The 22,229-nt window shown below is 68.8% G+C and carries 21 protein-coding genes; 10 read left to right on the top strand and 11 right to left on the bottom strand.

Annotation, left to right across the window (positions count from 1 at the left end; all coding sequences use genetic code 11):
• The first annotated feature begins 15 nt into the window (after positions 1-15).
• The 6 genes from RM50_RS10050 (at position 16) to RM50_RS10075 (ending at position 6,601) form a co-directional block, all read left to right on the top strand.
• On the top strand, positions 16-645 hold the full coding sequence (locus RM50_RS10050; protein WP_043452328.1) for a DUF305 domain-containing protein: 630 nt from the start codon (positions 16-18) through the stop codon (positions 643-645).
• Positions 646-780: 135 nt separating this feature from the next.
• Complete coding sequence (locus RM50_RS10055) at positions 781-1,455, top strand: low molecular weight phosphatase family protein (RefSeq protein ID WP_043452329.1); 675 nt, start codon at positions 781-783, stop codon at positions 1,453-1,455.
• A 132-nt stretch (positions 1,456-1,587) separates the two neighbouring features.
• Positions 1,588-2,724 carry an LCP family protein gene (locus tag RM50_RS10060; protein ID WP_043452331.1) on the top strand — a complete coding sequence of 379 codons (1,137 nt, stop codon included), beginning with the start codon at positions 1,588-1,590 and terminating at the stop codon, positions 2,722-2,724.
• Positions 2,725-2,964: 240 nt separating this feature from the next.
• Positions 2,965-4,653 carry an alkaline phosphatase D family protein gene (locus tag RM50_RS10065; protein ID WP_043452332.1) on the top strand — a complete coding sequence of 563 codons (1,689 nt, stop codon included), beginning with the start codon at positions 2,965-2,967 and terminating at the stop codon, positions 4,651-4,653.
• 219 nt (positions 4,654-4,872) lie between these two features.
• Positions 4,873-5,664 carry a histidine phosphatase family protein gene (locus tag RM50_RS10070; RefSeq protein ID WP_043452333.1) on the top strand — a complete coding sequence of 264 codons (792 nt, stop codon included), beginning with the start codon at positions 4,873-4,875 and terminating at the stop codon, positions 5,662-5,664.
• Positions 5,648-6,601 (top strand): ADP-dependent NAD(P)H-hydrate dehydratase, encoded by a 954-nt coding sequence (locus RM50_RS10075; protein WP_052260121.1) that lies wholly within the window; start codon positions 5,648-5,650, stop codon positions 6,599-6,601. Before RM50_RS10070 ends, RM50_RS10075 begins: the two co-directional genes overlap by 17 nt.
• 164 nt (positions 6,602-6,765) lie before the next feature.
• Here RM50_RS10075 and RM50_RS10080 read toward each other — a convergent pair whose 3' ends face one another.
• The 3 genes from RM50_RS10080 to RM50_RS10090 all read right to left on the bottom strand — a co-directional run bounded on the left by RM50_RS10080 (position 6,766) and on the right by RM50_RS10090 (position 10,008).
• Positions 6,766-7,188, bottom strand: a complete 423-nt coding sequence (locus RM50_RS10080; RefSeq protein WP_043452334.1) for an Hsp20/alpha crystallin family protein — start codon at positions 7,186-7,188, stop codon at positions 6,766-6,768.
• A 594-nt stretch (positions 7,189-7,782) separates the two neighbouring features.
• Positions 7,783-9,432: an FAD-dependent monooxygenase gene (locus RM50_RS10085; protein WP_043452335.1), complete on the bottom strand. Its 1,650-nt coding sequence runs from the start codon at positions 9,430-9,432 to the stop codon at positions 7,783-7,785.
• Positions 9,433-9,444: 12 nt separating this feature from the next.
• Positions 9,445-10,008 carry a hypothetical protein gene (locus tag RM50_RS10090; protein ID WP_043452336.1) on the bottom strand — a complete coding sequence of 188 codons (564 nt, stop codon included), beginning with the start codon at positions 10,006-10,008 and terminating at the stop codon, positions 9,445-9,447.
• A gap of 135 nt (positions 10,009-10,143) precedes the next feature.
• Between RM50_RS10090 and RM50_RS10095 the strand changes: the two genes are divergently transcribed.
• Positions 10,144-12,366 (top strand): S9 family peptidase, encoded by a 2,223-nt coding sequence (locus tag RM50_RS10095; RefSeq protein WP_043452337.1) that lies wholly within the window; start codon positions 10,144-10,146, stop codon positions 12,364-12,366.
• Positions 12,367-12,456: 90 nt separating this feature from the next.
• Here RM50_RS10095 and RM50_RS10100 read toward each other — a convergent pair whose 3' ends face one another.
• Positions 12,457-12,909 carry an SRPBCC family protein gene (locus tag RM50_RS10100; protein ID WP_043452338.1) on the bottom strand — a complete coding sequence of 151 codons (453 nt, stop codon included), beginning with the start codon at positions 12,907-12,909 and terminating at the stop codon, positions 12,457-12,459.
• 161 nt (positions 12,910-13,070) lie between these two features.
• Here RM50_RS10100 and RM50_RS10105 point away from each other — a divergent pair, with 161 nt between their 5' ends.
• A complete protein-coding gene (locus RM50_RS10105; protein ID WP_043452340.1) occupies positions 13,071-13,277 on the top strand; it encodes a DUF2945 domain-containing protein in 207 nt (68 codons plus the stop codon).
• A gap of 4 nt (positions 13,278-13,281) precedes the next feature.
• Positions 13,282-14,478: an NAD(P)/FAD-dependent oxidoreductase gene (locus RM50_RS10110; RefSeq protein WP_043452342.1), complete on the top strand. Its 1,197-nt coding sequence runs from the start codon at positions 13,282-13,284 to the stop codon at positions 14,476-14,478.
• Here RM50_RS10110 and RM50_RS10115 read toward each other — a convergent pair.
• From RM50_RS10115 to RM50_RS10125, 3 genes are read right to left on the bottom strand one after another with little or no spacing between them, the layout of a single operon-like run.
• Positions 14,462-15,040 carry a GNAT family N-acetyltransferase gene (locus tag RM50_RS10115; protein ID WP_043452343.1) on the bottom strand — a complete coding sequence of 193 codons (579 nt, stop codon included), beginning with the start codon at positions 15,038-15,040 and terminating at the stop codon, positions 14,462-14,464. The genes RM50_RS10110 and RM50_RS10115 overlap by 17 nt on opposite strands.
• Before the next feature lie 5 nt (positions 15,041-15,045).
• On the bottom strand, positions 15,046-16,206 hold the full coding sequence (locus tag RM50_RS10120; RefSeq protein ID WP_043452344.1) for an acetate kinase: 1,161 nt from the start codon (positions 16,204-16,206) through the stop codon (positions 15,046-15,048).
• Between the two features lie 55 nt (positions 16,207-16,261).
• The gene (locus tag RM50_RS10125; RefSeq protein WP_043452345.1) at positions 16,262-16,618 is read right to left on the bottom strand and encodes a VOC family protein; all 357 of its coding nucleotides are present in this window, start codon (positions 16,616-16,618) and stop codon (positions 16,262-16,264) included.
• A gap of 112 nt (positions 16,619-16,730) precedes the next feature.
• On the opposite strand from RM50_RS10125, the gene RM50_RS10130 reads away from it, so the two are divergent.
• A complete protein-coding gene (locus tag RM50_RS10130; RefSeq protein WP_043452346.1) occupies positions 16,731-17,021 on the top strand; it encodes a hypothetical protein in 291 nt (96 codons plus the stop codon).
• 68 nt (positions 17,022-17,089) lie between these two features.
• Here RM50_RS10130 and RM50_RS10135 read toward each other — a convergent pair whose 3' ends face one another.
• The 4 genes from RM50_RS10135 to RM50_RS10150 form a co-directional block, all read right to left on the bottom strand.
• A complete protein-coding gene (locus tag RM50_RS10135; RefSeq protein ID WP_156133863.1) occupies positions 17,090-18,229 on the bottom strand; it encodes a fumarylacetoacetate hydrolase family protein in 1,140 nt (379 codons plus the stop codon).
• 53 nt (positions 18,230-18,282) lie between these two features.
• Complete coding sequence (locus RM50_RS10140; protein ID WP_043452348.1) at positions 18,283-19,791, bottom strand: aldehyde dehydrogenase (NADP(+)); 1,509 nt, start codon at positions 19,789-19,791, stop codon at positions 18,283-18,285.
• Positions 19,788-21,167, bottom strand: a complete 1,380-nt coding sequence (locus tag RM50_RS10145) for an enolase C-terminal domain-like protein (RefSeq protein ID WP_052260123.1) — start codon at positions 21,165-21,167, stop codon at positions 19,788-19,790. The genes RM50_RS10140 and RM50_RS10145 overlap by 4 nt, the downstream gene beginning before the upstream one ends.
• Positions 21,168-21,327: 160 nt before the next feature.
• On the bottom strand, positions 21,328-22,050 hold the full coding sequence (locus tag RM50_RS10150; protein ID WP_240471935.1) for a GntR family transcriptional regulator: 723 nt from the start codon (positions 22,048-22,050) through the stop codon (positions 21,328-21,330).
• Positions 22,051-22,229 lie beyond the last annotated feature (179 nt).

Here is a 22,229-nt window from a genome sequence, read left to right on the forward strand (position 1 = left end):
TCCTGAAGGACAACCATGAACACCACCCTGAAAACCCTGTCCATTACTGCTGCCCTGGCCGCCTCGCTGGGCCTTGCGGGATGCGCCGCCAGCCCGGGTTCCGGCAGCATGCCCATGGACCACGGCACGTCCGGCTCCATGGCCAGCTCGATGCCCGGCGCCACCGCGCTGGCGAGCACGGGCGCCGACCACAACCAGGCCGACGTCATGTTCGCGCAGATGATGATCCCCCACCACGCCCAGGCGGTGGAGATGAGCGGCATCATCCTGGCGAAGCCGGACATGCCCGCAGAGCTGACCGCCCTGGCCACCAGGATCAAGGCCGCCCAGGCTCCGGAGATTGAGCAGATGACCGGCTGGCTCACGGGCTGGAACGCGCCCACCATGATGGCTGACCACTCCGGGCACGGCATGTCCGGCATGGTGGACGACGCAGGCATCGACAAGCTCCGCTCCGCCACTGGGACCGAGGCAGCGCGCCTGTTCCTCGAGCAGATGATCGGCCACCACGAGGGCGCCATCGACATGGCCCAGCAGGAACTCAGTGCAGGCAAGTCAGAGGACGCTGTGAAGCTGGCCCGCGGCATCGTGGACGCCCAGCAGTCGGAGATCACGCACATGAAGCAGCTCCTGGCCACGCTCTAACCATCACGCCGGCCAATGCCGTGCGGCGCGGCGACGGCACCCACCCTGTGGAGGCCGCCGCCGCGCCAATGCGTGTTAAGTTGAAAAGCACGGGTCCGAACGGATCAGCCGCCAGCTGGGAAAAGAGAAACCTCCTTGGACACTTCCGCGCCAGTACGAATCCTTACCGTCTGCACCGGAAACATCTGCCGGTCACCGGTGGCCGAACGGCTGCTGCAGGCTGGACTGGACCAGGCGGTCCCGGGCGGTTTCCAGGTGGCGAGCGCCGGCACCCGCGCCCTCGTAGGCGAACCCATGCAGCCCATCTCGGCGGACATCGTGCGGACTTTCGGCGGCAACCCCGACGGCTTCGCGGCGCGCCAGCTGACGCCCAGGATCCTGCGCGGCGTGGACCTGGTCCTCACCATGACCTCAGGGCACCGCGGCGAAGTGCTCCAGCTGGATGCCTCCCTGCTCAAGCGCACCTTCACCATCCGCGAGTTCGCGCGGATGCTCGATGTCCTGCACCAGCGGGAAGCTGATGCGGGCAGCCAGCCCGCCGCCGTCGTACCTTCCCAGGCAGCGTCCGACGGCGACGCCGGGCTCGCTGCCAATGCCGCCCTGTGGCGGAGCTTGCCGGCGCGGGCGGCCGGCGTGCGGCATCTCTCCCTGCCCGCCGATCCCGCGGACAACGACATCGTGGACCCGTACCGCCGGACGCCCGAGGTGTACCGGGAGATGGAGGACCAGCTCGCCCCGGCGATCGTGTCCATCCTGCGCCACGCCCGGCTCAACGCGCCGGCCGGCGGCCACGCGTCACAGCCGCTGTAGGGCCGCACCCGCTTCGTGCACACGCCGGACCATGGCGCCGGCCTTTCAGGTGACAGTTTGGATACGCCCGTAGCCAAGCGGGGCCTGCGGGACGGACACTGATCCCACCAGTCACATTGAGGTGGAGGCGTCATGAGCATCCCAGGCGGTTCTGATCCATCCGGTCCCACCGGCGGTCCGCGGCCAGGCGGCCCCTCCAGCTCCGGCCGGCCTGCCTGGATGGCGGCCCTGGGCCGGCGCCGCTGGATCGCCGCCCTTGTTGCGCTGGTGCTGGTGGCGGCGGCCGGAGTCGCGGTCTACAGCCTGAACCGTGCCGGCAAGCAGGCGCAGCCGGCGGCGACCCAGACCCAAACCCCGACGCCCAGCGCCACCCCCACACCTACTCCGTCCGAAACGCCTCCGCCGGCTCCTGCTCCCCCACCTCCACCGGCCCCGATTCCGGATCTGCCGGCGGCCCCGATGAACATCCTGGTCATCGGCAGCGACATCCGCGACACCCCGGCCCGTGATGCGGCGGCCCGTACGGCGGCCACCGGCGAACCCCAGGACCAGCGGGCGGACACCCTGATGGTGGTCCACGTCCCCGCCGACCGCAAGAATCTCTACTTCATCTCCATCAACCGCGACAACTGGGTGGACCTGCCCGGAATTGGCGGCGCCAAGATCAACGCCGGGCTTCAGTACGGCGGCATCGACCTGCAGACCGCCGTGGTGCAGCAGCTCCTGGGAATCACCATCGACCACACCCTGATGCTCGATTTCGGCGGGTTCAAGATCCTGGTGGACGGCCTGGGCGGCATCGACGTGAACGTGCCGATCGCCTTCCAGTCCACGATTGAGACCGAACACGTCTTCAGCGCCGGCATCAACCACCTGGATGGACAGGCCGCCCTGGAGTTCTCCCGCGAGCGCCATGCCTTCGCCGACGGCGACTTCCAGCGTGTCCGCGACCAGCAGATCATGCTCCGCGCCATCCTGGCACGGCTTACCGGCGGCGGCGCCCTGAACGATGTCAACGCCGTCCGTTCGCTGGTGGACTTCGCGTCGTGCTGCCTCACTGTGGACAAAGGCTTCGACCCTGTCCAGGCCGCAATCCTTGCCTACAGCCTGCGGAACGTGGACGTGAACGCCATCGGCACCATGACCCTTCCCACGTTGGGCTCCGGCTTCGTGGCCGGGCAGTCCGTCCTGTTCCCCGATTACGACGGCATCGCGGCCGTGGGCGCCGCGTTGCGGGAGGGCCGGATCGGCGACTTCGCGAAGCCGTAGCGCAGCTTAGTTCACGATCCGCAAAACCGCCCGCGACGCGCGAATTCCCTGACGCGCCGCTATGTGGGGTGCGCCATCCAACACCCGCGTCGCGGAGTGTTTTGCGCGTCGCGGAGTGCTTTGCGCGTCGAACGGCGGCGGCCCGGGAGCCCTCTGCCGCCGCTTCCTGTTCAACCGCGGCTCACTGCCGGTTCACCCGGGGGACAACGTCCGTGTGCCCGGCGGAGGAAGCCTGAGGGCATGACTGAGTCTTCCCAGGCAGGGGTTTCCCGCCGCACCATCGTCAAGAGTTCCGTCCTCGCCGCCGCGCTGGCCTCCGTGCCGGCCGCCAACGCCTCGGCCGCCACTGCACCGTCCGGCGTGGCCCTGGTGCGCAACCGGCTCACCCTGCCCAGCGGCATCGCCACCGGCGACGTCACCTCCGACTCGGCCGTGCTGTGGTCCCGCGCCTCGGGCGCCGGCCGGATGACGGCAGTGCTGCGGGCAGTGGACGACGGCGGCCAGGTCCTGCGCGGGCGGGGCGCCTTTGAGCGGGTACTCCGCGGGCCCCGGGCCACCCAGGCGTCCGACTTCACCGCCAAGATCCACGCCGGAAACCTGCCCTCCAACACCCGCTTTGCGCTGGAGATCAGCTTCGAGGACGACGGCGGCGCGGCCGGTGAGACGGTCCGCGGCAGCTTCCGCACGGCGCCGGACGCCGGGACGTTCAACGGCGCGGGCCGCACCGGCGACCTGACAGGCGGCGGTGACGTCCCGGCGTCGTCCTCGCAGAGCTTTGTGTGGACCGGCGACACCGCCGGCCAGGGCTGGGGCATCAATGAGGAGATCGGCGGGATGCGCGGCTACCGGGCCATGCACCAGACCCGGCCGGACTTCTTCATCCACTCCGGCGACACCATCTACGCCGACGGGCCCATCTCCGGATCGGTGACTGAAAAGGACGGCCAGGTATGGCGGAACCTGGTGACGGAGGAGGTCTCCAAGGTGGCCGAAACCCTGACCGAATTCCGCGGCAGGCACCGCTACAACTCCATGGACGCCAACATGCGCGCCATGTTCGCGGACGTGCCGGTGATCGCCCAGTGGGACGACCATGAGACCCACAACAACTGGTACCCCGGACAGATCATCGATGACTCCCGCTACACGGTCCGGGACGTCAACACACTGGCGGCGCGCGGCCGGCAGGCCTGGCAGGAGAACATGCCCATCGCTGACAGCTCGGCCATCTGGCGGCCGGGGACGTTCGACGACGCCGGCCAGTACCAGCCGGCCCGGATCTACCGGAAAATCTCCCGTGGACCGCAGCTGGACATCTTTTGCCTGGACATGCGCACCTACAAATCGCCCAACACGGACGACAGGGAACCCTACGCCACGAACATCCTGGGCCAGGAGCAGGTGGACTGGCTGATCCGCGAGGTCAGCAAGTCCAAGGCGACGTGGAAGGTGATCGCCGCCGACCTGCCGCTGGGCATCATCGTCCCGGACGGCCCCGTGAACCAGGAAAGCCTGTCCAACCGCGATCCCGGCGCCCCGTTGGGCCGCGAACTGGAGATCGCCGGGGTGCTGAGCGCGTTCAAGCGCAACGGCGTGAAGAACACGGTCTGGCTCACGGCCGACGTGCACTACTGCGCAGCCCACCATTACTCCCCCGAACGGGCTGCCTTCACGGACTTCGACCCGTTCTGGGAATTCGTGGCCGGGCCCATCGCCGCCGGCTCCTTCGGCCCCAACGCCATGGACGGCACGTTCGGTCCCGAAGTGGTGTTCTCCAAGGCCGGGCGCTTTGCCGGCGAGTCCCCGCGCGACGGCGAAAACCAGTTCTTCGGGCACGTCCAGCTGGGCGCGGACAACAGCTTCACCGCGAGCCTCCGCAACGCCAACGGCGCCACGGTGTTCTCCAAGGTGCTGACGCCGGAACGGTAGCTCCCGCTCCACACATCACGTGGCGACGCGCCAAGCTTCCGGCGACGCGCAAATTCCCTGACGACTGGGATATGTGGGGCGCGGCAATGAATCTGCGCATCGCGAAGGGGAATGCGCGTCGAACGGCGGCCGTTATTTCGCGCCGGCCCCTGGGTACGCCCTTGGTAGTTGTCCTGCATTTCGGCACGGCATTCGGCACGGCGAAGGACGGGGTGTTTCTTGAAGGGTAATTCAGCGAACGACGACGGCCTGACGGAGGCGGTGGAGCAGGCCGGGGCGGTGGAGCTGCTGCTGATCCGGCACGGTGAGAGCGAAGGCAACGTGGCAGCCACGGAAGCCCGGGAGGCCGGCGTTGAGGTCATCCCCGTCCCGGCCCGCGACGCGGACGTAAACCTCTCCACGACCGGCAGGGAACAAGCCACGGCGCTGGGCGTGGCCCTGGCCCGGACCGCCCCGGAATTCCGTCCGGACGCGGTGGTCTCGTCTCCCTATGCGCGCGCCCGGCAGACCGCGGAAATTGCGGTGGAAACGGCCGGCTGGCCGCTGCAGGTCCGCACCGATGAACGGCTGCGGGACCGTGAGCTGGGCATCCTGGACCGGCTGACCCGGCTGGGCGTGGAGAACCGCTACCCCGAGGAATCCGAGCGCCGGGACTGGCTGGGCAAGCTGTACTACCGGCCGCCGGGAGGCGAATCGTGGGCCGACGTGGCGCTGCGGCTGCGCTCAGTCCTGGCCGAGCTGAACAGCCTCGGCATGGGCCAGCGGGTGATGCTGGTATGCCATGACGCCGTAATCATGCTGTTCCGGTATGTCCTGGAAGGGCTCAGCGAGGAGGAACTGCTGGACCTTGCAGCCAGGGAGGCCATCCTCAACGCCTCGGTGACCCGGTTCGTCCGCCCCTCCGGCGTGGGGCCGTGGACGCTGGAGAGCTTCAACGTCGCCGACCACCTGGCCGAACAGGGCGTCGCCGTCACCGAGCACGCCGGAGACACCAGTGTCCGGCCGCGGTGAGCCTTCCGGCGCCACCCTGGTCACGCCGTCGCTCCTGCGGCAGTGGCCGCTGCCGGCGCCGGGCGGGGACAAATATTCGCGGGGATCGGTGCTGGTGGTGGGTGGAGCGCGGGCAACTCCCGGCGCCGCCCTCCTGGCCGGAGTTTCGGCGCTGCGGGCGGGGGCCGGGAAGCTCACGCTGGCGGTGGCCGAGTCCGTGGCCGTGCAGCTGGGGGTGGCGCTGCCGGAATGCGGCGCGGTCGGGCTTGCGGAGACGGCCGGGGGCTCGGTCAAGGCGGAACTGGACAGGATGTCCGCCTACCTGGAGCGGGCGGACACCATCCTGGTGGGGCCGGGACTCGACGATCCCGACCTGGCCGGTGAGCTGATGGCGGCGATGCTCGACCACGAGGCCGGCCGGGACCGCGGGCCGGACGGTGATACCGGCGACGGAGGTGGCGATGGCAGCGCGGGAGGTGCCGCCGTCGTCCTGGATGCCTACGCGCTGGGCGCCCTGGTGCCGCTGGAAGACCGGCTGGACCCTTGGCGCGGCCGGCTCATCCTCACCCCAAACCCCACGGAAGCAGGGATCCTCCTGGGACGGGACGTGGATGACCTCGAAAAGGACCTCGCCGACATCTCCGCCCGGTTCGACGCCGTGGTCAGCTGCCAGGGTCTGATCACGCAGCCCCCGGGCCTGGTGCCCGACGAACCGGAGCTATGGAAGATCACCACCGGCTACGGCGGCCTGGGCACCTCCGGCAGCGGCGATGTGCTGGCCGGAGCCATCGCCGGGCTTCGGGCCCGCGGCACCAGCAGCACCCAGGCGGCCTGCTGGGGCACCCACCTGCACGCCGCCGCGGCGGACCGGCTGGCCAGCCGGCTGGGGCCGCTGGGGTTCCTGGCCCGCGAACTCGCGGACGAACTCCCCGCGCTGATGCTGGAGTTCAGCGTCTGACCGGACACATGGATGGCCCCCGGCCGAAGCCGGGGGCCACCGTGGCGGGAGGTTAGGGCCTAAGCTGCCGGTGCGCTGTCTGGCGCTGTGGCGTGCACAGAATGGCGATTCGCCCCAAAATAGGCAGTCAACAGATCTGGCCGCCTCCCGGGCCTGCGTTGAAACTAAGCGGCGATTTCCTGCTTTGCCCCCTTCGTCTCGATCTCAATCTTGCGCGGCTTGGCCTTTTCGGCGACAGGGATCCGCAGCGTCAGGACACCGGCGTCGTAGCTGGCCTTCACATTCTCGGTATCAAGCGTGTCGCCGAGGATCAGCTGGCGGCTGAAGACGCCACGCGGCCGCTCAGCGGCAATCAGTTCGGTGTCCTTGCCCGTGGGATCGGGCCGCTCGGCCCGGACCGTCAGGACATTCCGTTCAACATCCAGGTCAACCGAATCAACCGCTACGCCGGGCAAATCGAAGGCCACGACGAACTCCTGGTCCTCACGCCATGCATCCATTGGCATCGCCGCCGGGCGTGCTGCCGTGCCGAGGACCTGCTGGGCCAGCCTGTCCAGCTCGCGGAACGGATCGGTTCGCATCAACATGGCTTCCCTCCTCGTAAGAGATGGTCCAACACAGTTTCCATATCAGCCGATCTGTAGTGGCTGATACAGATTTTTTAGCACCGCAGGGACAGGTCTTCAAGGGTTCGGGCAAGAATTTCTGGAAGATTTTCCAGCCCTGCCAGGACGCGGAAAAGGGGCCTTCCAACCAGTGCGGGTGCACGGGCGGAAGGCCCCTTGGCGGCCTGATTCGGGTCAGTCCCGGGTGGGGTCGGGGCGAAGCGGCGCGGGCCCGGGGTCCGGGACCGGCAGCGGCCCCGGTGACGGTGGTGCGGGGAACGGATTCGGGGACGGCGGGCCGGGAGGCCTCGGCTGGGTGGGATCCGGCGACGTGGGCTCCGGACCGGGTTCAGGCGGAAACGGCTCTGGTTCGTGCACTGGCGGGATGGTCATGGAACTTCCCCTCTCACGCTGGGCGGATGTGCCTTGAACTGAACAGAATACGCCTGCCGTCCACCCGCAACCAGCCTCCCCCTTCCCCGTTTGCTCCATCAGTTGTGGTTCCTCACCACCGGTTTTGGGAGCCATAAGTGATGGAGCATCACGACGGCGGGAGGTTGGCACCGTGGGCAGCCTTCAGTCCGCGGCACCCACCAGGCGCAGCCATGACGCCAGCTGGCCGGGGTCCGCCACGCCGCAGCGGTAGCCGACGTACCCGTCCGGGCGGACCGCCACCACGCCCCGCCCGGGGTGGCTGGTGAGCCGGTGGACGTGGACCAGCGGCGAAGCCGGCAGCGCGGTGAAGGCGGGGCCGGCACCCGAGGGGCCCGGGCCGGCGTCGCGCTCAAACAACAGGTGGATGCCCGGCACGGCGGTCAGTTCGTGAAGGCGGGCCACCCGTCCGCCCACGGAGACCGGCCCGTCCGGCAGCCGCTCGCCCGGCCGCGGCCACCGGCCGGCGCGGGGCGTGCAGTCATGGGAGATGGCACTGCCGCGGTAGTGCACGAACGGCTGGGCCAGCAGCCTGATGCCCTTGGCGGTGACCCACCGCTGCCGCAGCAGCAGCGGCAGTGCCGGCGCGAAGACGGGCAGGACGCTCCGGGCCAGCCGGGCCACCGGATGCGGTGAGGCTTCGCCGAAGAAGATCACGTGCGTCAGCGCCAGCACCCGCCGGGCCGCCAGCCGCCGCTCCTGCCCATAGCTGTCCAGCAGTTCGGGGAGCGGCGTGCCTGCGGCCGAGGCGAAGCCCAGTTTCCAGCCGAGGTTGAGGGCGTCGAGGATGCCGTTGTTCATGCCCTGGCCGCCGGCGGGTGAGTGGGCGTGCGCGGAATCTCCGGCCAGGAAGACGGGACTGGCACCGAAGGTCCTGGCAATCCTGTGCTGCAGCGGAATCTGCGCCGACCAGCGCACCTCGCTGACCGCAGCACCCAGGCCGGATCCGCCCGGGCCGGATCTACCCAGTCCCGATTCCCCCACCAGCCGGGCCACCTCCTCCGCCGGAACGGGCGGACCGAGCTGGCCGAACCGGGCTCCCGGCGCCGGGGCTGCCGGGCGGGTGGCCAGCATCCGCCAGGTGGCGCCCTCGCCCAGCGCGAACAGGAAGACCAGCCCTGCCGGACCGACGGCCACGTGCAGCATCCCCTCGTCCAGGGCGCCGTCCAGTTCGAGGTCGGCCATGACCGCTTCCACCCCGTACGGGCCGCCGCGCCACTGTGCACCGGTCAGGCCGCGGACGGTGCTGGACTGCCCGTCGCAGCCGGCCAGGAACCGGGACACGTGGTGCTCCGCCAGGTTGCGCCGCGGGCCGCCGGCGGGATGCAGCTGCGCGCGCACCAGTCCCTGCCCCGACACGAGGTCTGGTTCATGCTGGAGCCCGCGGAACTCGACGCCCCAGTCCACGTGGATCCCGCGGGCCTGCAGGGCTTGGCAGAGGACGTCCTCGACGTCGGCTTGCCGGACCAGGGTGAGGTGCGGGAAGGCCGTGTCCGGGAGGTCAGCGTGGCCCAGCCGGGCCTCGACGACGTGCCGGCCCAGGTGGATGCGCGCCTCGGGAGTGGTGTCGGCGCGGCTGAGCAGCTCATCGGTCACCCCCAGCGGGCGCAGGCCCTCCAGCGCCCTGGCGTGCAGCATCATGGCGCGGGACGGACGGGCCCGGTGCGGGCGCCGGTCCACCACACGCACTGTGGCGCCGTGGGCGTGCGCCTGGAGGGCAGTGGTGAGTCCGGCGGGACCCGCGCCCACCACCAGGACGTCGCTGTCCGACGTCGTGCCTTGCCCGGGTGCCATGGATGGCGGATGTCAGTTGGGGTTGAGGAGCCGCCACCAGGCGTGGTCCGGCTGGGTTGCAGCAGGCATCCTCGCCGGGTTGGCGAGCACCTCGTCGCGGCGCAGCCCGGGAAGCACCTTGTAGCTGATGGATCCGGGGACGCTGACCAGTTCAAGGACCCGCCACAGGGCGGCGGCGTACTTGCGGGCGCGTTCAGGACCGTCCCATTCATACAGCCCGCGGTAGGCGCCGAAGGTGTCGTGGGCGCACCAAAGCTTGGAGACAAACCCGGGGAACCCCACGAAGAGCGGGGTGTTCAGCAGGCTCTCCGCCTCGAACAGGCGGTGCGCCCTGCCGCGGACCAGCCGGAGCGTGAAGGCGACCACCAGGACGCAGGGCTCGGCGGGCCCGCGGTCGACGGCGGTCTCCCGGTAGACCCGCGCGGTGCTTCCGTCGGCGAACCGCAGCACCCTGCCAACATTCTGTTTCGGAAGATGGACCTGCCGGCGCACCAGCATGACGCAGGACACTGCCACGCAGCGGGCCACCGCCAGCCAGGCCTGGGCCCGGGGAGCCGGGCCGGATTCGGGGGTCATGGCGTCTCCTTTCCTCTCAATGCCCTTCCAGCCTGACCGGCGGCGGGGCGGGGACCCAGAGTCTTTCGCCCTTTTCGGCTCCCCCGGTAGCGAACGGCCTGCGGGGTTGCCGGAGGGGGTCTATATATTGAATCCATGACCTCCACTTCCCTGCAGGATTCCACCGGTACCGCCGTCCCGGTCCCCCCGGTTGCCAAGAAGATCCCCACCGAACGCACGCACCACGGGGAGACGTTCGTGGACAACTACGAATGGCTGCGGGACAAGGAATCCGCGGAGGTGGTGGAGCACCTGCGGGCCGAAAACGCGTACCAGGAAGCGGTCACCGCGCACCAGGAGCCGCTGCGCGAGGCCATCTTCCAGGAGATCAAGGGCCGCACCCAGGAAACGGACCTTTCCGTCCCGCACCGCAAGGACGGCTGGTGGTACTTCAGCCGCTCTGCCGAGGGCAAGGAATACGGGATCCACTGCCGGGTCAAGGCGCAGGACACCGGGGACACGGTGGCCGACTGGACTCCGCCGGCCGTGGAGCCCGGGGTGGAGATCCCCGGCGAGGAGATCCTGCTGGACGGCAACGTGGAGGCCGAGGGAAAGCCCTTCTTTTCGGTGGGCGGCACCGCCGTCACCGTTGACGGCACGCTCTACGCCTATGCGGTGGACAACTCAGGCGATGAACGGTTCACGCTGCGGATCAAAGACCTTCGCACGGGCGAACTGCTGCCGGACGTCATCGAGAACATCTTCTACGGCGTCTCCTTCTCGCCCGACGGACAGCGCCTCTTCTACACCGTGGTGGATGACTCCTGGCGGCCCTACCAGGTGAAGGCCCACGTCCTGGGCACGCCGGTGGCCGAGGACACTGTGGTCTACCAGGAGGACGACGCCGCCATGTGGCTGGGTTTTGAGCTCTCCGCGGACCGGCGCCACCTGGTGCTGGGCATCGGGTGCTCGGAGTACAGCGAGACCCGCCTGCTCCGCTTCGACGACCCCGAACAGGCAGTCACCACGGTGATCTCCCGGAACGAACGGGTCCTCTACGAAGCCGAGCCCTTCCTGCTGGACAGTGTGGAAAAGATCCTGCTCACGCACAACCGCGGGGCCATTAACTCCATGGTGTCCCTGGCGGACCCGGCGGAACTCAAAAAACCGCTGGCGGAACAGACCTGGCAGACCGTCGTCGACCATTCCGACGACGTCCGTGTCAACGGCGCGGGCGTCACGGCCACGCACCTCATCGTGTCCATCCGCAAGGACACCATCGAGCGCGTCCAGGTGATGGGGCTGCCCGGCCTGGGCACCCCGGCCCAGCAGGCACCGGTGGAACCGGCCTTCGACGAGGAGCTCTACACTGCGGGCGTCGGCGGCTCGGACTACGAAGCCCCCGTGATCCGGCTGGGCTACACCTCCTACTTCACGCCGTCGCGCATCTACGACTTCGTGCTTCCCACGCCGGAGCAGCCGGCCGGCGGGCTGCTGCTCCGTAAGGAAAGCCCGGTGCTGGGCGGTTACGACGGCAGCGACTACGTGGCCACCCGGGAGTGGGCCACTGCCGGCGACGGCACGCGGATCCCGCTTTCGGTGCTGCGGCACAAGGCGGTGAAACAGGATTCGACGGCGGCGGGCCTGGTCTACGGGTACGGCTCCTACGAGATGAGCATGGACCCCGGCTTCGGCATCGCCCGGCTGTCGCTGCTGGACCGCGGCGTGGTGTTCGTGATCGCGCACATCCGCGGCGGCGGCGAGCTGGGCCGGCACTGGTACGAGGACGGCAAGAAGCTGACCAAGAAGAACACCTTCACCGACTTCGTGGACGCCACCGACTGGCTGGCAAACTCCGGCTGGGTGGACCCTGCCCGGATCGCGGCGCTGGGCGGCTCGGCCGGCGGCCTGCTGATGGGCGCCGTGGCCAACATGGCGCCGGAGAAGTATGCGGCGATCGTGGCGCAGGTGCCGTTCGTGGATCCGCTCACCAGCATCCTGGACCCGGACCTGCCGTTGTCCGCGCTGGAGTGGGAGGAATGGGGCAACCCCATCACGGACCCCCTGGCCTACGCGTACATGAAGTCCTACTCCCCGTACGAGAATGTGCGGGAGGTGGCCTACCCCAAGATCGCCGCCGTCACGTCCTTCAACGACACCCGGGTTCTGTACGTGGAACCGGCCAAATGGGTGCAGGAACTGCGGAACAAGACCACGGGGTCCGAGCCGATCGTGATGAAGATCGAGATGGAGGGCGGCCACGGCGGCGCGTCCGGCCGGTATGTCCAGTGGCGCGAGCGGGCCTGGGATTACGCGTTCATCGCCGATGCCCTGGAAGCCACCGAGCTGCTGCCCGGCGCAGGGCTGAAACAGGACTGAAGCGTACGACGGCGGGCGCGTCCCGCCGTCGTACGCCTGCGTTTGCCCGCGCCCCCTGCCTTGCCCGCGCCGGGGCCGGCAGGCTTCGGTTCACGTCTGCGGGTGCTCCGCCAGCCACTCAGCGAGCGTCTCAAGGTTGGCCCGGACTGTCCGTCCCTGGGCGCGCTCCACCAGCGGATCAGCCATCTTGCCAAAGATGCCGCCCAAGCCGGAGTCGGCGTCAATTCGCTGGGTGACGCGGGTTCCGCCATCGGCCGGTTCCAGCGTGAAGGTCACCGTGAAGTTCAGCTTTCCCTCAACGGAGCGGGACACCATCCGCCTGGGCGGGTCGAACTCCACCACCTCGACGGTCCAGTCGAACCGGCGCCCCATGATCTTGCTTGTTCCCCGGCCCCGGGTTCCCATCCCCACGGGACCGTCTCCCACCTGCTCAGAGGCGGTAACCGAGGAGTCGTAGGCCGCGGTGTTATCGAACTTCGACAGGAAATCGAAGACTTCCTGCGGCGGCCGGGCGATGACTGCGGATTCTTCTACTACTGGCATCGGGCTCTCCTGGGACAGCGCCTGGTGCCGGCACGGCTCGGCCGGCAGGTAGGCACAGCGCCAGCTTGGACCGCTGCCTCTTCGCTGTCAATGCACCAATAAGCTAATCATGCTTACTATTGTGGGTACTTGTTTTCCGCAGGGATACCGAAGGAGCGGGCATGTCATTGAGCAAGGGAACGCACGTGGAGTGGAACACCTCCCAGGGCAAGACGCACGGCAGGATCGTGGAGAAGAAGACCAGCGACTTCGAGCTCGACGGCAACACGCACCGCGCCAGCGAGGATGAGCCGCAGTACGTGGTGGAGTCGGACAAGACCGGGGCGCGCGCGGCGCACAAGGCATCCGCGCTGACTGAGAAGAAGTAGCCCCGTGGCTGCCCGGCATGAGGTAGTGATCATCGGCGGCGGCAATGCGGGAGTGTCCCTGGCGGCCCGGCTGGAGCGGTACGGCGTGAAGGACGTGGCGCTCATTGAGCCCCGGGACCACCACCTGTACCAGCCGTTGTTCTCGCATATCGCGGGTGGTCGGGCGCAGGCCAAGGAGGCCGTCCGGACCCAGGAGTCGGTGACTCCGCAGGGCGTCACCTGGATCCGGGACGCCGCCGTGGGCGTGGATGCCAATGCCAACACGGTCATGCTGGAATCGGGGACAACGGTCGCATACGGCCAACTGGTGGTCTGCCCGGGGCTGCAATACGACTGGGACGCGGTGCCGGGGATGGCCGAGGCCGTCCACTCGCCCTACGGGGCCTCGCACTATGAGTTCGAACTGGCCCCCAAAGCCTGGACGCTGCTCAGTGCCATGACCTCCGGCACCGCCATCTTCACCATGCCGGCAGGTCCCATCAAGTGCGGCGGGGCCGCCCAGAAACCCATGTACCTCGCCTGCGACTACTGGCGGGAACAGGGGGTCCTGGACAACATCCGCGTGGTGATGGTCCAGCCGTATCCCACCGTATTCGGTGTCCCGGAGGTGGACCGGGAACTGGACCGGAAGATCGCCGAGTACGGGATCGAGCTGCGGACCAACAGCGAGCTGGTGGCGGTCAGCCCCACCGGCCGGCGGGCAACGGTCCGCGACAACGCCGCCAACACCACCGAGGACCTGGAGTATGACGTCCTCAACGCCGTCCCGCCGCAGTCGGCGCCTGACTGGCTCAAGGCCACTGACCTGCCGGCCGCCGGCGACGCCGGCGGTTTCGTGGAGGTGGACCGGCAAACCCTGCGGCACCTGCGGTATGCCAATGTCTGGTCCCTGGGTGACGCTGCGGGCACCACCAACTCCAAGTCCGGCGGGGCGCTCCGCAAGCAGACCAAGGTGCTGGCCCGGAACCTGGTGGCTGCCCGCAAAGGCAAGCCGCTGCGGGCGAAGTATGACGGCTACTCGGTGTGCCCGTTTACGGTCTCGCGGGACACCGTGGTGTTCGCCGAGTTCGACGACCGCTACCGCCCCAAACCCACTATCCCCCGCGTCCCGACCTGGAATGAGAGCCGGCTGTCCTGGGTGGTGGACCGCGATCTGTTCCCGAAGATCTACTGGAACCTGATCCTCAAGGGCCGGGCGTAGAAGCCGCCTGTGAACCGATGCGCCACTCATCGGCAAGGATGGCGTAGATCAGCTCAGTGGCCCACTGGCCCTTGTAATGCCACTTGTCGACGTGCCTCGCCTCCAGCCGCATGCCCAGCCGGCCGCACAGGGATGCTGAGGCCACGTTGAGTTCGTCCAGCCGGGCTTCGATCCGGTGCAGGCCCAGTTCCTCAAAGCCCAGGCGCAGCACGGCGCCGGCGGCCTCCGTCCCGTAGCCCTTGCCGCGGGCTGCGGGTGCCAGCGTCCACCCGACCTCGCCCTGCCCGCGGCCGGGCAGCCATTTGAGCACCACTTCCCCCTGCAGCCCCGGCTCACCGGCGGCCTCGATGGCGAGCGCCACCCAGTCCCCCTCCTTCTCGAAGACAAAGTTGGCATAGTGGCCCACCCGCTCCATTGACTGCGTGTAGGTCTTCGCCGGGCCGGGCAGGAAACGCGCGGTTTCCGGCAGCGAGTGGTAGGCGTGGAAGGCGTCCAGGTCGCCGCCCTCAAACCGGCGCAGGACCAGCCGTTCGGTCCGGATGGGAAGGGATATCCCGGGCATGGAGGCTAACGGCCGGCGGAGACGACGGCGGCCGTCGCCTCCGCGATGGCGCGTTCCTCGTCCGTGGGAACCACCAGCACGGGAATCGCGGAGTCCGGCGTGGATATCACGCGCGGTTCCTTTGACCTCCCGGCGTTCAGGCCGGCGTCGAGCTCGATGCCCAGGGCGCCGAGCCGGTCCGCCACATGGGCCCTGAACTGCTGCGAGTTCTCGCCGATCCCGGCAGTGAAGACCAGGGCCTTCGCCCCGCCGACGGCAACGTGGTAGCCGCCGATGTACTTGGCCAAGCGGTAGGAGGCCACGGCCAGGGCCATGGTGGCTTTGTCGTCGCCGGCCTCGGACGCTTCCACCACCGAGCGCATGTCGTTGTTGCCCGCCAGGCCCTTCAGCCCGGATTCCCGGTTGAGCATGGTGTCGATGTCCTCGGGTGTCCAGCCGGCACGGCCAAGGAACACCAGGATGGAGGGGTCCAGGTCGCCCGAGCGGGTGCCCATCACCAGGCCCTCAAGCGGCGTGAAGCCCATGGAGGTATCCACAGAATGTCCGCCGCGGATGGCCGTGACAGAGGCTCCGTTGCCCAGGTGGGCGATGACGCCGTCGAACTCCTCCATGGGGATGTCCAGCAGGGCTGCTGCGCGGCGGGCCACGTACTCGTGCGAGGTCCCGTGGAAGCCGTAGCGGCGGATTCCGTGGTTGGTGTACAGCTCGTCCGGGACCGCGTAGCGCCAGGCATGCTCGGGCAGGGTGCGGTGGAAGGCGGTGTCGAACACGGCCACCTGCGGCATCTTGGGCCATTTCCTGGTGATGGCGCGGATGCCCAGCACGTTGGCCGGGTTGTGCAGCGGCGCCAACGGGTTGAGCCGTTCGATGGCGCGGGTGATCTCGTTGTCCACCAGGACGGGCTCGGCGAACCGTTCGCCGCCGTGCACCACCCGGTGGCCCACCGCCGCCAGCTCCAGGCCGCCGAGTTCGCGGTGGATGGCGGCGTCCACCTGTTCCAGCGCCTCCGCGTGGTCCCGCGGGCCCTCAATCTCGCCGTCCCCGCCACCGCCGTTGCCCATGCCGATCTTCTCGATCAGCCCCTCGGTGAGGACCGTCCCGGCGGCGACGTCACGCACCTGGTATTTCAGCGACGAGGAGCCGGAATTGATGACGAGCACGAGCATGCGGGGCCTCCTGGGGCTTGCGTCTGCAGTTCAAACCCCACTATAAGTGGCGCGCCTAGCGGTCGGTCAGCAGGAGCGTGTTGCCGTCCGGGTCCTGGGCGGTGAAGAACAGGCAGACGTCCGGCGCGCCGGCAATGGAACCCACCGGCACCCCGCTGTCCTCCAGCCGGGCGTGCATCCCGGCCAGGTCGAGCACCCGGAAATTGCACGTGGCCCACCCCAGCCCGGGGGACGCGTGGATGCCACTGTCCGGACCCATCAGTGTCACGGATGCCGTTCCGCCGCCGGTGAGCACGGCAGAGAAACTGCCCGCTTCCGCAATGGAGAGTCCGAGCACCCGGCTGTACCAGGCGGCCGCGGCCTCCGGGTTCCGGACGGGTATGAAGGCGGTGGTGATGGCGGTCCCGGTCATGCCTGTGATGCTAGCCCATACCGGCTTGCCGCCCGCCGTGATCCTTGCGGATCGGGCGGCGCTGTGCCTATGGTCGGCGGACAAGGCTGGACCACGCCGAGAGGACAATTCCATGACGAACGAGCCCAATTCGATCGACGAGAACGACCCCACCAACACGGGATCCAGCAGCACCGCCCCACTCAACGCCCAACCGGACTCCGGCAGCAAGAAGGACCCCACCGGGGTGGAGGGCGCCAACCCGGCCCTGGACGACACCGGTAACCTCAAGGCGGCGGAAACGGGGGAAGCGCCTGAGGCTCCCGAAGACCGGGAAGGCCTGGACCTCACGCCGCAGGGACTCTCGGACGAGCCTGCCAAGGAAGAGGATCCGGAGAGCCTGGCCAAGCCGGACAACAGCTGACGCCCCCGCGCAAAAGTACGACGCCGGCACTCACCCGAGTGCCGGCGTCGTACTTTTTTGTGTGGCGGCTACGCCCTTGCTTCCTGCCCTTGCCGGGACAGGTAGTCGAAGAGCCGGCGCAGGCCGAAGGTCCATTCCGGCAGTTCCTCGCAGGGACCCACCCGGTTCACCAGGGCGCCCAGGTGGCGGCTGCGGATGGTCACCAGGTCGCCGTGCTTGTGGGTGAAGCCCTGTCCCGGCTGGTCCCGGTCCTGGGTTGGCGCGAACAGGGTACCGGTGAACAGCGCGAACCCGTCGGGATACTGGTGATGCTTACCGTGCGTGGCGGCCACCAGTTCCTCGAAGGGCCTGCTGATCCGGGAAACGCTGTTGCGGCCTTCCAGCAGGTATCCTTCCGGGCCTTCCACGCGGAGCAGGATCTCCTCCGTCCGCAGGGTTTCCAGGGTGAAGCCGGCGTCGAAGAGCCGGATGAGCGGGCCCAGGGCACTGGAGGCGTTGTTGTCCTTGGCCTTGCCCAGCAGCAGGGCACTGCGCCCTTCGACGTCGCGGAGGTTCACGTCATTGCCCAGCGTCGCCCCCACCACGCGGCCCTGGGAAGTGGCGATGAGCACCAGCTCCGGCTCAGGGTTGTTCCAGGAGGAAAACTCGGGGATGCCGATGCCCGCGCCCAGCCCCACGGAGGACAGCACGGGCGCCTTGGTGAAGACCTCGGGGTCCGGGCCGATGCCCACCTCAAGGTACTGCGACCACAGCCCCTCCTGGATCAGGATGCGCTTGGCCTCCGCGGCCTCGGCCGATCCGGGCCGCAGGGCGGCGATGCTGCCGCCCAGGGCCCGGCCAACCAGCTCCCGGATGTCGGCTGCACGGGTGGCGTCGCCTGCGCACCGCTCCTCGATCACCCGTTCCACCATGCTGTCCACGAACGTCACTCCGCAGGCCTTGATGACCTGCAGGTCAACGGGCGCCAGGAGCCGGGGCCGCGCCGCGTCCCCGGCGAGGGAGGCCTGCACAACGTCGGCGGTGGCCCAGCGGCGTTCCGCCACGTCGTGATCGGTGAGGGCGGACCGGACGGCCGCGGCAGGGTCCGGCAGCTCGAGCAGTTCCGCGACTGTTGCCGCCAGCCGGCTGAGGTCGTAAATATCCGGTCCGCTGACCGCCACCACGCGGGGGCCAGCGCTGTCCACGTCCCAGATCCGGCCGATCAGCATCGCCTGGTCCGCATCCTCGGGAAGGACGCTCTGTGCCTCCTTGGAAAGCCGAGTCACCGGAGCTCCTCCTTCGCGGCATCCGCCGGGCGCTGCCAGACGCCGTCGATCCGTTGGGGAACCCGCCACGGATTGCTGTCCTGCAGGGGCTCGGGCAGCCGTGCCGCGGGGAATGACTGGTACGCCACGGGCCGCAGGAAGCGGCGGATGGCCGCCGTGCCCACTGACGTGGTGTTGGACGTGGTGGCCGGGTAGGGGCCGCCGTGATGCTGGGCGTAGCTGACCGTGACGCCGGTGGGCCAGCCGTTCCACAGGACCCTGCCGCTGATGTCGGCCAGGCGGCCCGCGAGCGCGGAGACGTCGTCGTCCTCCTCGGCCTGGAGGGTTGTGGTCAGCTGGCCTTCCAGCAGCCCGGCCAGTCCGGGAAGCTCCGCCTGGTCCTGGTACTCCACCAGCAGGCTGGCGGGACCGAACATCTCCTGCCGGAGCAGGCCGGGATTCGTCCTGACCGCATCCGCGGTGGTGCGCAGGACGGTAGGGGCCGGCTCGTCGGCGAAGTCTCCCTGCACCAGGACGTCCACGCCGTCGCTGCCGCTGAGCCGGCCGACGGCATCGGCGTAGCCCGCATGCAGGCGGTCGCTGAGGAGCCTGGCGGGAGCGAAGCCCGCCAGCGCGTCCTGGAGCTGCGTGCGGACGGCGTCGCCGTGGCCGGCGGGAACAAACAGCAGCCCGGGCTTGGTGCAGAACTGGCCCATGCCGAGGGTGAAGGAGGCTGCGTAGCCTTCGAGGATGCCGGCACCCCGGGCCGTCCAGGCCGCGGGCGTGACAAAGACGGCGTTGATGCCGCCCAGCTCGCCGAAGAACGGGATGGGCTCGGGACGGGCGGCAATCCGGTCCAGCAGGGCCCGGCCGCCGGCCGTGGAGCCGGTGAAGCCGATGGCTTTGACCAGGGGATGGTCCACCAGCGCCTCCCCCGCCTGCCGCCCGGTCACCAGGGAGAACAGGCCCGACGGCGCCCCGGCGGCATCGAGCGCATCGGTCACCACCCGGGCGGTGCGGTACGCCAGGTCCCGGTGCGCGTCATGCGCCTTGTGCACCACCGCGCAGCCTGCGGCCAGGGCCGACGCGCTGTCCCCGCCCATCACGCTGAACGCAAAGGGGAAGTTGGAGGCGCCAAAGACGCCTACGACGCCGAGCGGCACGTTGTACCGCCGGAGGTCCGGCCTCGGGCCCATGCCCCAGGCGGGGTCCTCATGGTCGATCGTGGCGTCGAAGTGCTCACCGCTGCGGATCTCCTGCGCGAAGAGCCGCAGCTGGAACACGGTGCGCTTGAGTTCGCCTTCAAGCCTGGCTGTTCCGAGGTGCGTTTCCCGCACGGCCGTTTCCACGAGTCCGTCCGCGTCCTGGACCAGTCCGGCCGCGATGGCCTCCAGCCAGCGTGCACGGGCAGCAGGAGCCACCTGCCGGGCCGCCTCGAACGCGGAGGCAGCGGCGTCGACGGCGGCGTTCAGTTCCGCCGTCGTAGCGGGAGGGGCGGTGGCTGCAGTTTGCGTTGCGTGGCTCATCGGCTTGCTCCGGCATGGCTCGGTGCTGCGGCGGGGCGTGCGGCTCCGGCAGGATGTGAGCCTCCGGTGACGGCGGCGCGGCCGCCCACTTCCTGCCAGCCCTGCCCGTTGGGGAACTCCCAGCGGATCCGGGATGCGCTGAGCATCTCCGCGCCGGTGCCCGGCAGCCGGGGTGCGGCATAGCGGCCACCGGTGATGCGTACCGGCTCGGCGAAGTGTTCGTGGAGGTGGTCCACGAATTCGATCATGCGGTTGTCCTGGCTGCGGCCCACCACGGCGTAGTCGAAGAAGGAGAAGTGCTGGACCAGTTCGCACAGCCCCACTCCCCCCGCGTGCGGGCATACGGGGACCCCGAACTTGGCGGCCAGCAGCAGGATGGCAATGTTCTCATTGACGCCGGCCACGCGGGTGGAGTCCAGCTGCAGCACGTCGATGGCACCGGCCTGCAGGAGCTGCTTGAAGACAATCCGGCTGGCCACGGCCTCGCCGGTGGCGACCCGTACGGGCGCGACCCCTCTGCGGATGTCGGCGTGGCCCAGGATGTCGTCGGTGCTGGTGGGTTCCTCGATCCAGTAGGGATCGAACTCTGCCAGCTGGTTGACCCATTCGATGGCCTCGGAAACCTCCCAGCGCTGGTTGGCATCGATGGCAATGGGGAGGCTGCCCACGGCGTCCCGCGCCAGGGCCATGCGGCGGCGGTCATCGTCGATGGACCCGCCCACCTTAAGCTTGATCATGGAGAAGCCGTCAGCCGCGGCCTCCTTGCTCAGCCGCACGAGTTTTTCGTCGCTGTAGCCGAGCCACCCGGGCGAGGTGGTGTAGGCGGGGAAACCGTCGGCCTTGAGCGCGGCGATGCGTTCGGCCTTGCCCTCCTGGCCGGCCCGGAGGATCTCAAGGGCTTCTTCGGGGCTGAGGGCGTCCCGGATATGGGTGAAATCAACCACGCTGACCAGCTCTTCAGGGCTCATTTCGCTGAGCAGGAGCCAGAGCGGCTTGTTCTCCCGGCGGGCACGGATGTCCCAGAGGGCACTGACCAGGGCACCGCAGGCCATCTGCGTCACGCCCTTTTCGGGTCCGAGCCAGCGCAGCTGGGAGTCGTGGATGAGGAGCCGGGACGCCGCGCCCAGGTCATAGATCAGTTCAACGATGTCACGGCCCACCAGCAGCCGGGCGTAGGCGTCGATGGCCGCGGCAAGGATTTCGTTGCCCCGGCCGCAACTGAAGACGAAGCCGTGGCCCTCGTCCCCCGCATCGGTGCGGATGACGACGTAGGCGGCGGAGTAATCGGGGTCAACGTTGACCGCATCTGACCCGTCAAGTTCCAAGGATGTGGGAAAGCGGACGTCCTGGGTGTTGATGGACGTGATGGTAGGCATGGATCTCAACTTTCGAGGGCAGGACTGGAAGGGGAAAGAACTCGATTCCTATACGAATTTCTAAAATCATATAGGTTATGTGACCCACGTCAAGGCCTTCAGCGTCCGCCGGAAACGCGAAAGCCCCGACCGCAGGGGCCGGGGCTCGATTCCGGGCAAGCTAGGTAACGATCCGCCTGCGGGGTGGTCCATTGTCCTCCAGCGGGGCAAGTTCGCCCTTGAAGGCCTGGGCAAAACGGTCGAACGAGTTGCGGATGTGGGTAGTCATGGCCGCCTCGGCCCCTTCGGGATCGCAGGCCTCAATCGCCACCCGCACGGCGGTGTGCTCGGCCACTGTAATGGCACCGTCCACGTCCGCGGGATACAGCCGGAAGGTGTGGAGGTGGCAGTGGGTCTGGGCAAAGGCATGCCGGACCACGGGATTGCCGGAGGCCGCGAGGATGGTGTCGTGGAAGCGGGCGTCATGGGCCACCAGGTCCTGGCGCAGGTCCTTGCTCCGCTTCATCGTTTCGCGGAAGCCGCCCAGTTCCTTCTCGAGCGCGGCTGCCGGATTGGCGAGGCGGTCCACAGCGGCTGCCCTGGCCGCCCAGGGTTCCACGAGGAGCCGGAACTCAAAGAGCGAGCGCAGCTCCGGCAGGTCAAGCAGGGGCGTGGTGCTGTAGCCCCGCCCGGGGTTGTAGACCACCAGGTTGTCGCCTTCAAGCCGCTGCAGCACCTCCCGGACGGGCGTCTGCGAAACCCCCAGGCTGCGCGCCACGGCGTCGATGTTGATCCTGGTACCGGGCGCAATTTCGCCATCCAGGATCGAGGCGCGTATGGCGGAATAGACGTCCGTGACGGCCGCCTTGCCGCGGGAGATTTCGGATGGCTGGCGTGGGGGCAAAGCGGCTACCTCTTGAACTGGGGTTGGTCTGGCGTGGACCGGCGGACTGGGCACCAGCCCCGCCGGCGCTGATAACGGGGTCCTTGGGGGAATCATAAGCCACCCGGCACCGCGGGCCCTTCGAAGTATTTTTCCAGGGGCACTTGATCCGGATCACAATATCTATATGATTAAGCAGA

Origin of the sequence: Pseudarthrobacter phenanthrenivorans, assembly GCF_000813845.1 — a bacterium.
Taxonomy (GTDB): domain Bacteria; phylum Actinomycetota; class Actinomycetes; order Actinomycetales; family Micrococcaceae; genus Arthrobacter; species Arthrobacter phenanthrenivorans_B.

Bases quoted from the DNA above. Each gene is read 5' to 3' on its own strand.
- RM50_RS10065 (WP_043452332.1), top strand. From the start codon at position 2,965: ATGACTGAGTCTTCCCAGGCAGGGGTTTCCCGCCGCACCATCGTCAAG.
- RM50_RS10095 (WP_043452337.1), top strand. From the start codon at position 10,144: ATGACCTCCACTTCCCTGCAGGATTCCACCGGTACCGCCGTCCCGGTC.
- RM50_RS10050 (WP_043452328.1), top strand. From the start codon at position 16: ATGAACACCACCCTGAAAACCCTGTCCATTACTGCTGCCCTGGCCGCC.
- RM50_RS10090 (WP_043452336.1), bottom strand. From the start codon at position 10,008: ATGACCCCCGAATCCGGCCCGGCTCCCCGGGCCCAGGCCTGGCTGGCG.
- RM50_RS10100 (WP_043452338.1), bottom strand. From the start codon at position 12,909: ATGCCAGTAGTAGAAGAATCCGCAGTCATCGCCCGGCCGCCGCAGGAA.
- RM50_RS10115 (WP_043452343.1), bottom strand. From the start codon at position 15,040: ATGCCCGGGATATCCCTTCCCATCCGGACCGAACGGCTGGTCCTGCGC.
- RM50_RS10140 (WP_043452348.1), bottom strand. From the start codon at position 19,791: ATGAGCCACGCAACGCAAACTGCAGCCACCGCCCCTCCCGCTACGACG.
- RM50_RS10080 (WP_043452334.1), bottom strand. From the start codon at position 7,188: ATGTTGATGCGAACCGATCCGTTCCGCGAGCTGGACAGGCTGGCCCAG.
- RM50_RS10120 (WP_043452344.1), bottom strand. From the start codon at position 16,206: ATGCTCGTGCTCGTCATCAATTCCGGCTCCTCGTCGCTGAAATACCAG.
- RM50_RS10125 (WP_043452345.1), bottom strand. From the start codon at position 16,618: ATGACCGGGACCGCCATCACCACCGCCTTCATACCCGTCCGGAACCCG.
- RM50_RS10085 (WP_043452335.1), bottom strand. From the start codon at position 9,432: ATGGCACCCGGGCAAGGCACGACGTCGGACAGCGACGTCCTGGTGGTG.
- RM50_RS10135 (WP_156133863.1), bottom strand. From the start codon at position 18,229: ATGCTGATCGGCCGGATCTGGGACGTGGACAGCGCTGGCCCCCGCGTG.
- RM50_RS10105 (WP_043452340.1), top strand. From the start codon at position 13,071: ATGTCATTGAGCAAGGGAACGCACGTGGAGTGGAACACCTCCCAGGGC.
- RM50_RS10145 (WP_052260123.1), bottom strand. From the start codon at position 21,167: ATGCCTACCATCACGTCCATCAACACCCAGGACGTCCGCTTTCCCACA.
- RM50_RS10130 (WP_043452346.1), top strand. From the start codon at position 16,731: ATGACGAACGAGCCCAATTCGATCGACGAGAACGACCCCACCAACACG.
- RM50_RS10060 (WP_043452331.1), top strand. From the start codon at position 1,588: ATGAGCATCCCAGGCGGTTCTGATCCATCCGGTCCCACCGGCGGTCCG.